A 14,037-nucleotide genomic window follows, 5' to 3' on the forward strand; every position below is an offset into this window, starting at 1 on the left:
GGTCATAGAAAACTATATCAGGGGTATGGAACGTGCCTCTTTAGACGCAGAGTCGTCAAGCTCTACTGAGTGCGGAAGCATGAGGCAACTTGGGGCGAAGAAGTGTCAGAAACGTATTTCTCAGCGTAGCGGAAATGCGTAGTTCATACAAACCATAATTCAATAACATTACTTTGTCGGAATTGAAGGGTAAAGCAATGCCATAAAATTCCTCTGTGACTAACTCTCCAACTACCTTAACGCCTTGTAATCCTGCTTCTTTAACAGCGTATAGGGTGACGGGCGCATCATTAACTACAGCGTCAACTTTGCCATTGACTAATTCTTGTAGTGCCAACACAATAGAATCAAAGGAAATTACTTCAGCATTAGGGATTTTATCCGCTTCCATAGCGCCCGTCGTACCAATTTGTACCGCAATTTTACGACCAGTTAAATCCTCAAAATTGTTGATAGTATCGTTATTTTCTTGAACTGCGATAGCTAATCCAGCTTTAAAATAAGGACTAGAAAAAGCCACCGTGCGCCCTCTTTCCGCCGTAATGGTCATACCACTAATAGCGGCATCCAAACTTCCTGCTTGTAATGCAGGGATAATACCATCAAAGGGCATAGAATCAAATTGTATCTCTAAACCCACTTCGTTACCGATGGCTTTCATTAAGTCAATATCAAATCCCTGCAATCCGCTACCGTCTTCTGAAGGCATTTCAAACGGTGGAAAAGTTGGCTCAGTGCCTACCCTGAAAAGGATTGACTGACTTTGTGCTGACACAAAAGGGTTAAAAGTTGTAGAAATAATCGTAATAAAAGCAATTATTCCCAAAATAATGGGTTTGCTAAATCGATGACGAAAGTATTTGATCATTATTTTTTAATATATTTATAAATAAAATTTCATTTGACTGAACCTTAAATATGACTGGCAAAATTGAGAACTTTTGTAGTCTGCAATACATTTTATCAAGATTAAATTGCGTAACTTAAAATATATAAAAGGTGCTGTTTAAAAAGTGGTGTCTTGAGGGTAATGGATAATTGACAATGGATAATTGATAATTACTTATGAAGGTTTAAACTTTTTGCCATGACTTAAATATTTAACTATTGCCTCTTGCTTTTTACGATAAAATAATTCTCACAATTCAGATAGGATTGCTATATGTCTCAACCAGTTATTGTCAGTGACAATTTACATAAAAGTTTTGGTAATTTAGAAGTATTAAAAGGCGTAAATGTAGAGTTGCATAAAAAGGATGTAGTGTCGATCATTGGTCCTTCTGGTTGTGGAAAAACTACTTTTATTCGCTGTTTAAATCGTCTTGAAACTATCACATCAGGAAAATTGGAAGTGATGGGAGTAGAAATTTCAGCCACTAAAATTGGCGAAAAATCTCTGCATCAGTTAAGAAGTAAAGTCAGTATGGTTTTTCAACATTTTAATTTATTTCCTCATCTTACGGTCGTACAAAATTTGATGTTAGCGCCCGAAAAAGTTCTCAAAAAAACTAAAACAGAGGCAAAAGAAACAGCCTTACATTATTTAGAAAAAGTTGGTTTATCTGAAAAGGCTAATTTTTATCCTGAGCAACTTTCGGGAGGACAAAAACAAAGGGTTGCTATTGCGCGCAGTTTGTGCATGAAACCTGAAGTAATATTATTTGATGAACCTACCAGCGCCCTTGATCCTGAATTGGTGGGGGAAGTGCTTGCTACCATGAAACAGTTAGCGGAGGAGGGTATGACGATGGTAGTTGTCACCCATGAGATGCAGTTTGCCAGAGAAGTTTCTAATTTGGTTTTATTTTTTAATGGGGGAATAATCGAAGAAATGGGTAAACCAGAACAAGTTTTTTCTAATCCTAATAGTGATCGATTAAGAACTTTTTTAAAACGTACTAATGCTTTTATTTAAGAGTTGCTGAAAATGGCAAACGAAAATTTAAAAATAGTTTAGATTATTATTTAATCTGCTCATTAAAAGAAGAAACTTTAATTTTTATTATTCTATAAAAAAATGATAAAAAAATTAAATAATATATAGCAATTCTCAATGATTCATGGCAAAATTAAGATCATAAAATTGCGAACAAGGGGCTTAAGCTCCTTGTTAAAACTCGATGGTCATATTTGTAGATATTTATAAATGTACTACAAATGATTTAGGACTGCTATAATTATTTAAAATAACGCTTAAACAATGTCCCCTGTTCCCTTTTCCCTACCTGAACGACACCACTTTTTCAACAAACCTTATTCATAACAAATTATCCGAGCTTGATATAAAATGTGATACAATTCATCTCAGCAATTAATTAAGCATTTTGATAATGAAAAATAATCAGTTTAATTATTATCTAAAAAATGACAATCATCAAGATAACAATAACTGGTTAGAATCTATTGATTGGTTAAAAATAACTATTGACTATCAAGAAAAAAGTAGTTATTTAGCAGAAAAACAAACAGTTTATAAAGTTACATCAAAACTTACTGGATTTCCAATTATTCCTGATGATTTAATATTAAGAGATTATCAAAAAGAAGCGATTATTAATTGGTTTAAAAATAAAGGACGTGGCACATTAAAGATGGCAACGGGAAGTGGTAAAACTATTACGGCTCTTGCTATTGTCAATGAATTATACAATAAAATTAACTTAGAAATACTTTTAGTAATTTGTCCTTTTCGTCATTTAGTTATTCAATGGGCAAAAGAGTCAGAAAAATTTAATTTAAAACCAATTTTAGCTTTTGAAAATATCCATACTTGGCAGAGTGATTTATCACATCAATTATATCAAGTTCAAATTAAAAAGCAGAAATTTTTAACGATAATTACCACTAATGCTACTTTTATTAGTGATGGTTTCCAATCACAGTTACCTTTTTTTACGGAAAAAACTTTACTTATCGGTGATGAAGCACATAATTTAGGTAGCCCAAAATTACAGGCTTGTTTACCGAATACCATTGGTTTAAGGTTAGCTTTATCTGCTACTCCAGAGCGCCATTATGATGAAGATGGCACGGAAGCATTAATTAATTATTTTGGCACGGTATTAAAACCTGAATTTACTTTGGCAAATGCTATTCAAGCTAAAGCATTGGTAAGTTATAATTATTATCCTATTTTAGTAGAATTAACTGCGTCAGAAGCACAAATTTATGCTAAACTGACCACTAAAATTTGTTGGGAATTGGCAAAGGATAGTGGTGGGAATAATCCTCAACTAAATCGTTTATTATTTGCGCGCTCTCGGTTGGTGGGTAATGCTAGTAATAAGTTAGGGGCGCTAAAGGATTTAATGAAGGATAGATTGGATACTTATGCCACTTTATTTTATTGTGGCGATGGTTATAGTTATTATGAGGGGAAGAAGGAAAAACAGGTAACTTTGGTTACTCGTATTTTGGGTAGGGAATTGAATTATCGAGTTAATATTTATACGGCGGAGACTCCTTTGGGAGAGAGGGAATTAATTACCCAACAATTACAACGGGGAGATTTACAAGGTATTGTGGCGATTCGTTGCCTTGATGAGGGTATCGATATTCCCATGATTGAAAATGCGGTTATTTTAGCTAGTAGTGGTAATCCTCGCCAATTTATCCAACGGCGGGGAAGAATTTTGCGCCCCCATGAGGGCAAAAAAATGGCTACTTTATTTGATATGATTGTGATACCTCCTGAGTTGGATCGAGAAGTGTGGGTTGTGGAGCGTAATTTATTGAAAAAAGAGTTAAAGCGCTTTATTGAATTTGCTAATTTAGCTAATAATCGGCGAGGGGCGCTGGAAAAACTGTTAGAATTACAAAATTATTTTCAGTTAGACTAAAATAATTGACAATTATAAAATCTAAGTATAGGATTAAATTGTATGTGCAACCCTTTTATATTTTTTGCACAAACAATATAGTCTCTTGTTTTTTACCAAACAAAAATGATAAATATGAATCACTTAAATCTAAAAAAAGTCCGTGCCTCTCTTGGGTCAATATCTATTGCACTCAGTGTGATAACCTTTAGTTCTTTGTCAGCTCAAGCCGCAGCTATTCGTTCTGGATTTGATGGCAACACTCTAGCCGCTAACGATGATGACTCCACTGGTTTAGTCTCTCTAGGTTTTGATGTTAATTTTTTTGGTCTTACTTTTGACGAACTCTATGTCAACAATAACGGAAACGTTACTTTTGACAGTCCCTTATCATTATTTACACCTTTTGACCTCACCAGTACGGCGCAACAAATTATTGCCCCTTTCTTTGCAGATGTAGATACCAGAAATTCAGACCCTGTAACATATAGTAATGGTACAGTAGATGGTCGCAATGCCTTTGGAGTTAATTGGATCGATGTTGGTTATTTCTATCAACGAAATGATCCACTTAACAGTTTTCAATTGGTTTTGATTGATCGTTCTGACATAGCAGTTGGTGATTTTGATATTGAATTTAATTACGATCAAATTTTGTGGGAAACTGGAGAAGCTAGTGAAGGTACTGATGGTTTAGGAGGTTTTTCTGCTCGTGCTGGTTTTTCTAATGGAACTGGTGATTCAGGTACCTTCTTTGAATTGCAAGGTTCAGCTATCAATGGAGCTTTTCTTAATGGTGGTTCTAATGCTCTAATCAGTAATAGTTTAGATAGCGACGTTGACGGAAGATATATTTTTTCAGCACGTAATGGCGCTATTGATACACCCGACCCAGTTTCTACTCCTGAGCCGTTTTTCTTGTTGGGTTTACTGACAGTTGGTGTAATTACTGCTTGTAGTACAAGTAAGCAAAGCAAAAACAATTAAACTAATTATTAGTATTAGCAAATACGAAGATACAATCTTTTTGTAGCAGATTACATAGACTTGATATTAACTCTTATCAATCACATTTCTGAATTACTTAGTTAATTTTGTTGGGTTACGCTATCGCTAACCCAACCTACAGTTTGAGGTTATCCACGTTTGAGGTTAACGATAATCAGGGTTTTGAATATCTCTTAATCTTGCCTCAGCGCGCGTAAACCTATCCATTTGTGCCTCGAAAAATGCCCGATTCTTCTCTAAATGTTTTGGGTTTTCATCATCGAGAGGATATAACAGCGCCCCTCGCAATGCCTGTATTACGGCTGAAGTTACATTATACATCGAACGCTGAAATGTGACACCCAATTGAATCAACATATCATCTTCCCCACGGCAATGTTGACCATAGTAGTCGATGAGATAAGGTGGTAAAAAGTGCCACATATCATCCATTAACAAAGTGGGTGGAATCCCAGCGCCCCCCACTGGAAACACATCCGCATATAAGATACCATAATGGAAATCTTTTTGGTCTTGGGGTACTTGTTGCGCTTGGGCATTATAGGATTTTGTACCACGGAAGGGCGCTGTGCGATAAAATATTGATTCAACATAGGGAAGCGCCGCCTCATAAAGCCAAGTAAAACCCTTTGATTTGGGGATAATTTCGTAACATTTATCACCGATATAAACATGATGATAAATCGGGCGCCCTGCCACCGCAAAAATACCATTAACCAGAAAATCCATTGCTTCTTTAACTGTAGTCATTTTCCCTTCGTCATAAAGGTCAGACATTTCTAAAAATACAGGACACATTACCTCCCAAAAAAGCCCTAAATTAGAATAATAAGAAAGCTGTCTTACTTGTTCTAAAAACATATCGGGAAATAACTTATATAAACCTAACATAACAGGGTTAGATTTAAAATAAGCCTTAATAGCAATATCAGCATTATTTTTATATTCTTCACTGTCTAAATAGCCATCAAATTTACCATAACCCATATCCCGCCCATGCCATAACATGGCTTCCATACAGGCTTCCGCAAACTCCATATTGATACGGTCATGCAATAAATGATGAAATAATTTAGGAATTTTACCCGTTGTGCCTTCCTTCATAAATTGGATTAGTTCGGGGTGCGCTTTTTCAGTGCCTCGCCATACTTTTAGATCGGCATTTTCACCAGAATAATGATTCGGTAAATCTAAATATTCCTGAGAAATAAAATATTTAAAAAATGGTAAAGGATTAAGAAAAACTCTCTCAGCGATATATAATAAATCACGCCAATAGAAATCCATTGGGATAGCATAAGCCTTGTAAATACCGATAATTTGCATCAAATTTTCAGGGGTATCAGGTAACATTGAACCACCTGCTTCTAAACGGTGAATAATGTTAGCAAACTCATGTTGAGATGGTGCAATTTTATTTTGATTAATAGTAGCCATAATTGATGATAAATTGATATTGATAATAAATTGTTAACTCTTACTCCCCTCTCCTGCGGGAGAGGGGTTGGGGGTGAGGGTTTAACCCCTCCTAACCTCCCCTTAGTAAGGGGAGGAAGAAAGATTTGAAGATAGATTTAGGTGAAGGTATATTGCAAAAACTAACCCAAATTAAACATCGTCAACCAAGAAGGATTAACACCAAAGAAAACGATTAACACCGTTAACACCAGCGCTGGTATCCTTTCCTGAAAATTAACCTTCTCCAGATAACCCTTATAATTATCCATGCGCCCTAAAAATACCTTATTGAGGAGAATAACAAAGTAAACAGCCGTTAAACCAGTAGCAATTAAGCAAAGGAGAGTATAAACAGGAAAAACGCTAAAACTTCCCTGAAAAGAGAGAAATTCACCAATAAATCCTACCATACCCGGTATTCCAGCACTAGCCATCACCGCCGTAATCATCATTCCCCCCACAAAAGGTAAACCCCGATAAGGATTCATCAAACCCCGAAGTTGATTAATGTCTCTGGTTTTCGTTTTATCCTCCAAAATTCCAGCGAGATGGAATAGTAAAGCCATAATTAAACCATGAGCAAACATTTGACAAATTGCCCCACTTGTGCTCAACGCATTACCAGCGCCCGTCGCCAGTACCACAAAGCCAATATGTGCCACCGAAGCGTAAGCAATCATCCGTTTCATGTCGGTTTGATTGATAGCCACAAGGGAGGAGTAGAGGGCGCTGATTACCGCTATCAAAGCGAGGGAGGGCGCTACATTTCCCCACACATCAGGAAATAAACCCAAACAAAAGCGGATTAAGCCATAAGTGCCGAGTTTTGAGACAATACCTCCCAATAACATCGATACTGGGGTAGAAGATTCCGCATAGGCATCAGGTAGCCATGTATGAAGGGGAATAAGAGGAATTTTGATGGCAAAACCAATTATCAAAGTGATTAATAAAATGGTTTGTTTCGCTACAGGTAAAACACTGGCATTGATGGTGACATAATCGAAATTGTTATCACCAGTAAGGAAGGCTAAACCGAGAAAAGCAGTCAAGACAAAAATACCAGAAAAAGCGGTATAAAGTAAATATTTTGTTCCAGCATAATTACGTTTTTCACCACCCCAAATCGAAATTAAAAGATAAAGAGGCACTAATTGAATTTCGTAAAAGATGAAAAATAACAGTAAATTTTGCGCCATCAAAGCGCCATTTACACAAATAGCTAAAATTAGAATCAGGATATAAAAAAGAGTTGGTTTATTAATACTTTTACCAGAAGACTCACTTCTATAAATAGCTAAACTAACTAATAAACAATTAAGGATAATTAATGGTAAAGATAAACCATCCACAGCGCCCGAATAATTCAACCCTAAAAATGGTAGCCATTCGATAAAAGTTTGGTATTGTAAATCTGGACTACTATAGTCAAAATTAATCGCCAAATAAACACTAACAGCAAGGGTAATAATAGCTGTAAAAAAAGCAATATATTTAGTCTGCTGACCTTTTAAAACACTTGAAAAAACACCGATAATAATTGTTCCAATTAAAGGAATAATTAAAGTTAAATTTAACATAAATTTTGACTAAATTATGATTTGTACTAAACGCTTCACCCTTATTACTCCCCTCTCCTGTGGGAGCAGGGCGTTTTCATTCTCAAAAATGTTAGTTTCTCAAACTAGCCAATAATCTGAAATTCAGAGGTTTTTAACTACTAATAAATCAATTAATAGTAAAAAATCCTCCTGTCTCCCTGAATCTCCCCCCTTTTTAAGGGGGGTTGGGGGGGATCATCCTTATATTGTCTTCTTGTCAAAAACAAATCAATTTTGATCCTGACTTTGAAAACACCCTGCTGTGGGAGAGGGGCTGGGGTGAGGGTAATTAACCAGCTAAACTAAAAATTAACACCACAAAAACCAAACCTAAAAGGATAGATAAAAGATATAATTGTGATTGTCCAGAAGTGCTGTATTTTAGAGTTTGACCACCAAAAAGAGTGGTAAAACCAACCAAATTAACAGCGCCATCCACAATATATTTATCAAACCAATTAGCGATTTTAGCAGTAAGATTAACAGCGCCCACCACCGTTACTTTATAAATGTCCTGAATATAGAGATCATTAGCAAATAATTTTTGCATGGAATCAGGCACTAACTTAACCATTTCCACACGAGAATCATTACCATAAATAAAAGCAGAAGAAATGATACCCAAAAAAGTAGAAACAGTTAGAAAGATGGCATAATTTACCTCTAAATTAAGTAGATTAAACTGAGCAAAAATCAAAGGTAAATGTAAGGTATAACCCATCAGAATCATCATCGGAATTACCAGCGCCCACAACCCTTCTGGAGAGCGAGTAGCCATATGTTTTGACTTGCCAGTAAACACCAAACAGAAAATCCGAGTCAGACTGAAAGCTATTAAACCAGTAACAACAATAACCACTCCCCGTAACCAAGGATTAACCTCACTAGCCAAACGAGTTAACATCCAAAAGCCACCGAAAGGAGGAAAAGCCGTTAACCCAGCCATACCAACGAGGAGAGAAAGCCCACAAAAAGGGCGCCTTCCCCACAATCCCCCCAACTGAGTCATATCTTGGGTAATATTGGAAAGGATAATAGCGCCCATGCCCGTATATAACAACGCCATTGCCACCGAATATACCACGATTAATAATAGCGCCGTAGTGGCATGGTTAGTACCCACCGCAATGAAAACCAAACCCATGTAAGTGCTGACAATATAGGATAAACCGCGCTTTAAATCTACCTGTGCCATAGCAATTAAACCAGCCAAAACAGCAGTTAAAGCACCAACGCCAAACACCACATTAGAAGCAATGGGGGATAATTCCAACACAGGCTGTAACTTAATCAAAACATAAGCGCCCGTCGCCACTACAATAGAATTACGCAAAAGAGAAGCAGGTAAAGGTCCTTCCATGGCTTCATCCAACCATAACTGTAAAGGAATTTGCGCACATTTTGCCAAAGGTCCAGCAATCAAACCTAAACAAATTATGGTAAATAAAGTTGGATTAACCTCTGCCGTTTGCGCCCAAATGCCCAAATCCGTATAATTCCAAGTGCCTGAGAGAGGATAAAGGGCAATGACACTCATCAATAAGAGAATATCCCCCACCCGTTTTGTCCAAAATGCGTCTCGGGCGCCGGATACTCCCAACGGTTGTGCATACCAAAAACCCACTAATAAATATGTACCTAAAGTGAGAATTTCGAGGTAAACATAACTAAAAAATAGGGAATTACAAAGCGCCAAACCGCACATTCCCGCCTCAAAGAAACCCATCAAAGCAAAGAAGCGCGCCCATCCCCAATCTATTTCTAAATAGCCTACGGCATATAACTGAGATAGTACATTTAAACCAGTAATTAAAGCCAAAGCGCCCACCGTCACTCCCGACACTAATATATCGAAAGAAATAGTTAAGCCGGGCGCTTCCAGCCAAGTCACCCGAATATCTTGGGGGGGAAGATTCCACACTTGAGAAAGGGCGATGACACTGTGAATAAACGCCGAAAAAGTCATCACAATATTAATATACCCTGCTGGGCGTGATCCTGTATTGCGTAGGATGCCGGGCGCCCAAAGAAGCGCAAATAACCCACCTATCAAGGTATAACAAGGTATAAACCAAATAGTTTCTGTAAAAAAACTCATCATATTTTTTAGTTTTTAATCATGCCGTTATCTAAGTTTGTAGTCTAGACTTTAGTCCTTATTTTCACCATTATTAGAGACATTTACTATTCTCAGGTTCTCCTTTTTTCCGTATTAACCAAAGATTCTTAAACATCATCATTATTTTGATAATTGTTCACTAAATTTAAACTAGCCAATTTTTTCCCTTCATCAAGAAGATAAAGCAAAAAAGTTTGAGCAATTACCGATAATTGCTTCCCCTTTAAATGAGTTACATACCAATGCTTTTGAATAGGAAAACCCAGCACATCTAAAACAGTTAAATCTTGATAACAATTAGAAGTAAGAGTATGTCGAGACAAAATAGAAATACCTAAATCACCGATTAAAGCCTGTTTAATTGCCTCATTACTGCCTAATTCTAAACGGACTCTGACCTTTAATTTTTCTTTTTCAAATAAACTTTGCACCTCCTTGCGAGTATTTGAACCAACCTCCCTTAAAATAAAAGGAAAACTTTGTAATTCTTTTAAAGGAATATTTTTTTTGTCACTTAAAATATGATTTTTTTTAGCAATTACCACTAAAGGATTATCCAAGAAAGCATAGCTTTCTAAATCTAATTCTTCAGGGGGTTTACTCAAGACATATAAATCATCTTTATTGGCTACCATTCTTTCATGAATTTGATCATGATTCGTAACTTGTAAAGAGATGTCAATATTGGGATAAATCTGACAAAAAGAACCTAATAGACGAGGTAAAAAATATTTAGCAGTAGTCACAACTGTTACTCTTAATCTGCCCTCTTTTACCCCCTTCAAATCAGCGACTTTCATCTCAAAGTTATCCAATCTGGCAAAAATATCATTACAGGTTGCTAGTAATTCTTCCCCAGCTTCGGTAAGATATAATTGTTTGCCAATTTGCTCAAATAAGGGTAAACCTACCGCCTGAGTTAATTGTTTAATTTGACTGGAAACTGTCGGTTGCTTTATTGATAACTCCTCGGCCGCCTTGGTAAAACTCTGGAGGCGCGCTGTGGTTTCAAATAGCTTTAACTGATGCAAAGTCCCATGAATCAAATTTTTTCTCCTTCATTTGACTTACACCTATTTATGATAATAGCATTAATAGATTGTTGTCAATACTTTTATTGATTAGATAGACTTTTATGTATGATTAGTTTTTTTAACGTCATTGCCAAACATGAGATTAATTCTGGTAAAACGTAAAATTTTATGTCTCTACGACGGTTTTAATATTTCTTGAATATAAACGAAAGTTTATGTCTCAATAATAAATATATAGACCAAGAAACAAGATAATGATAGATAATATTAGAAGGTAAAAATCAATGCCCCGCAATGAGATTAAGACAAAGAGTAGAATCATTAAAAAAATTTACAGGTAGAATTGATATAATCAAATCTGATGGTCAAAGTTGGCGTTTATATCTCTTTTTGGGGCGTTTTATTTGGGCAGATGGCGGTTTACATCCTTATCGCGCATGGCAAAGGCTGATCAAATTATACTGTCCTGATTTAGATTATAAATTATTAGATTTCCATAAAGCTAAACAATATGAATGTTGGAATTATTATTTAATTGTTAGTCTTTTACAACGTTTTTTAATTACTAAACAACAGGCAATATTTATAGTCAATGAAAAAATAAAAGAGGTTATTTTTGATATAATCCAAGCAGAATTTATTGAAAATTTATTGTATGATTTTGTCAAAATTGAAGATAACTTTTCTGAAGAGTCAGGGCTGAGAAATTCTATTAATTTGTTTAAAATCGAGACCATTTTTGAGCCTGTGGAGTTAAATTGGCAAAAATGGCAACAGGAGAAAGTCGCTATTTGGTCTCCTTCTAATGCCCCTATCATCAAGAATCCAGCTATTCTCAGGCAACAATTTAACGATAAAACTTATCAAAAAATTGTTTCTTTATTTAACGGTAAATATCCTTTGCGAGAAATTGCTGATAAACTTGGATTAGATTTAATTAAGGTTACTGTTTGGTTAAAGCCTTATTTTCAAATGGGTTTAATTGAGTTGGTAGAAGTGAGAGATCAATCTTTAAAAGTTAATCTTATTGGTGTCACTAATAGTAATTATAAAATAACTAAAACTACTCAACAAAAACTAATTTTATGTGTTGATGATAGTTTACAAATCTGTCAAATTATGGAACATATAATTACTAAGGCTGGTTATCAATTTATTTCGGTGCAGAATCCTCTCAAGGCATTACCTGAAATTCTGAAAAATAAACCTGATTTGATTTTTTTAGATTTAATTATGCCTGTTATTAACGGTTATGAAATTTGTTCGCAAATCAGACGGGTTTCGCAACTAAAAGATACTCCTGTAATTATCTTAACAGGTAATGATGGGGTAATCGACAGAGTGCGTAGTAAGATGGTGGGCGCTGCTGGATTTCTCACTAAACCAGTGGATGAGGAGAAAGTCTTAGAAAAAATAGAGCATTATTTAAGGTTTGAGAAAAAATTGGAGTCGTGAGGGTAATGAATTATGAATTATGGATTATGAATTATGAATTATGAATTATTATCTCCCCTGTTGCCTTTTGCCTACCTTCACTTAACGACTTAAATGCGTCTTAGCTTATCGATTATGGTTTTGAGATAAATTAGGAAAAGAGACAAAAATTAAAGAAACAGCGCCCGATGACAACGCCAACAACCATCGCCCAAGTAAAAATTACTGCCCAATCGTGGCAAACTGGTAAAATCAGAGGAGAAATCGAAGCTGGTGGTTATCAATGGGATTTTGAGTGGCACTTTTTGCGAGGAAAACTATCTGTTAAGCCTACTTTAGGACGTAGTTTAATTCAAGAACCTCTGGCACGTTTTTTGGAAAATTCCGACTATCAGTTAGAAGTGGGGGGAAATTATCAATTTTTAGTTAGGGCAAAATTTTAGTCTAAATTTAACCGAAAATAAGTTAAATTAGGGGCATAAAAAACGAGGGGAATTAGTTTGCTATGGAACAAATTAAATTATTATTTTTGGATATTGATGGTACTATAGCGCCCGACAGTAATCAAGTCACCTCGGCGGTAAAACAAGCGGTGGGAAAGTTACAGAGTAGGGGTATCAAAGTTGGTTTAGCCACAGGACGAATGTACTGCTCTGCTGTGAGATTTCACCGTGACATTGGTGCAGATTTGCCCATTATTGCCTATAATGGCGCCTGGATTCAACATCCAGAGGATGAGCAAATAATTGCCCATCGCCCTTTAAATAATAGCATCGCTTTAAAACTTTTTAACTATCTAAAAAGTAGATCAACAGATTCACCTTTGGAAATTCATATTTATTTTAATGATGAACTATATGTCGATAAAGTAACCCCAAAAACCGATTCTTACATCGAAAGGTCTGGAATTACTGTTAATGTGGTGGAAGATTTAGCGCCCCTACTCTCTCAATCACCCACTAAACTATTGGCATTAAGTCCTGATGCTATGATGATTAAAGAACTTTTAGAAGATTTAAGCGCCCTCCACCGTGAGCAAGATTTATATTTAACTCAATCAAACCCTATTTATTTAGAAGCAACCGCCTCCAATGTGCATAAAGGAAATGCTATAAAATTTTTAACGGAGGAAATTTTGGACTTATCCTCTGCTAACGTTATGGCTATTGGCGATAATTTTAATGATGCTACCATGTTACAGTATGCGGGATTAAGCGTAGCCATGGGCAATGCGCCAGATGACATTAAAAACATTGCTGACTACACCACTACTTCAGTAGATGATAACGGAGTTGCCTATATTATCGAAATGTTATTAAGTCAAAACTCTTGTTAAGTAAAGGTGTCAGGTATCGGGTGTCAGGTATTAGGTGAAAGAATCGTCTGAAAATTAGACCTGAAACTTGAAACCTGCAACCTGTAACCTATTGACACTCCCACCACTAAACCCTACGGGTTATAGTGGGGGATTCTCGGTTCACCGACTCGCCGTTAGACGACAGCCCATAGGCAATCGCCCAAGAGGGCAAATCTCCCCAAGCGTATGTTCCCGTATGCCCTACGGT

The 14,037-nt window shown here is 36.1% G+C and carries 10 protein-coding genes and 1 pseudogene; 6 read left to right on the top strand and 5 right to left on the bottom strand.

Going from position 1 to position 14,037, the window contains the following annotated elements:
• Window positions 1-139: 139 nt before the first annotated feature.
• A pseudogene (locus IGQ45_14670) lies at window positions 140-868 on the bottom strand (basic amino acid ABC transporter substrate-binding protein).
• A gap of 294 nt (window positions 869-1,162) precedes the next feature.
• Between IGQ45_14670 and IGQ45_14675 the strand changes: the two are divergent.
• The 3 genes from IGQ45_14675 (at window position 1,163) to IGQ45_14685 (ending at window position 4,805) form a co-directional block, all read left to right on the top strand.
• A complete protein-coding gene (locus IGQ45_14675) occupies window positions 1,163-1,915 on the top strand; it encodes an amino acid ABC transporter ATP-binding protein (GenBank protein ID MBF2058414.1) in 753 nt (250 codons plus the stop codon).
• Between the two features lie 415 nt (window positions 1,916-2,330).
• Entirely contained in the window at window positions 2,331-3,839 is a 1,509-nt protein-coding gene (locus IGQ45_14680) for a DNA phosphorothioation system restriction enzyme (protein ID MBF2058415.1), read from the top strand.
• 114 nt (window positions 3,840-3,953) lie between these two features.
• The gene (locus IGQ45_14685; GenBank protein MBF2058416.1) at window positions 3,954-4,805 is read left to right on the top strand and encodes a VPLPA-CTERM sorting domain-containing protein; all 852 of its coding nucleotides are present in this window, start codon (window positions 3,954-3,956) and stop codon (window positions 4,803-4,805) included.
• Between the two features lie 165 nt (window positions 4,806-4,970).
• Here the strand turns inward: IGQ45_14685 and IGQ45_14690 are convergent, their stop codons facing one another.
• The 4 genes from IGQ45_14690 to IGQ45_14705 all read right to left on the bottom strand — a co-directional run bounded on the left by IGQ45_14690 (window position 4,971) and on the right by IGQ45_14705 (window position 11,050).
• Window positions 4,971-6,263 (bottom strand): CO2 hydration protein, encoded by a 1,293-nt coding sequence (locus IGQ45_14690; GenBank protein MBF2058417.1) that lies wholly within the window; start codon window positions 6,261-6,263, stop codon window positions 4,971-4,973.
• A gap of 161 nt (window positions 6,264-6,424) precedes the next feature.
• Window positions 6,425-7,864, bottom strand: coding sequence for an NADH-quinone oxidoreductase subunit M (locus tag IGQ45_14695; protein ID MBF2058418.1), 1,440 nt, complete (start codon window positions 7,862-7,864; stop codon window positions 6,425-6,427).
• Between the two features lie 310 nt (window positions 7,865-8,174).
• Window positions 8,175-9,983, bottom strand: a complete 1,809-nt coding sequence (locus IGQ45_14700; protein MBF2058419.1) for an NAD(P)H-quinone oxidoreductase subunit F — start codon at window positions 9,981-9,983, stop codon at window positions 8,175-8,177.
• Window positions 9,984-10,111: 128 nt separating this feature from the next.
• Window positions 10,112-11,050, bottom strand: coding sequence for a LysR family transcriptional regulator (locus IGQ45_14705; protein MBF2058420.1), 939 nt, complete (start codon window positions 11,048-11,050; stop codon window positions 10,112-10,114).
• 282 nt (window positions 11,051-11,332) lie between these two features.
• On the opposite strand from IGQ45_14705, the gene IGQ45_14710 reads away from it, so the two are divergent.
• From IGQ45_14710 to IGQ45_14720, 3 genes are all read left to right on the top strand, one after another.
• A complete protein-coding gene (locus IGQ45_14710) occupies window positions 11,333-12,493 on the top strand; it encodes a response regulator (GenBank protein MBF2058421.1) in 1,161 nt (386 codons plus the stop codon).
• 167 nt (window positions 12,494-12,660) lie between these two features.
• A complete protein-coding gene (locus IGQ45_14715) occupies window positions 12,661-12,915 on the top strand; it encodes a DUF3146 family protein (protein ID MBF2058422.1) in 255 nt (84 codons plus the stop codon).
• Between the two features lie 62 nt (window positions 12,916-12,977).
• Window positions 12,978-13,808, top strand: coding sequence for an HAD family phosphatase (locus IGQ45_14720; protein MBF2058423.1), 831 nt, complete (start codon window positions 12,978-12,980; stop codon window positions 13,806-13,808).
• Window positions 13,809-14,037: the final 229 nt, after the last annotated feature.

Origin of the sequence: Cyanobacterium sp. T60_A2020_053, assembly GCA_015272165.1 — a bacterium.
Lineage (GTDB): Bacteria > Cyanobacteriota > Cyanobacteriia > Cyanobacteriales > Cyanobacteriaceae > Cyanobacterium.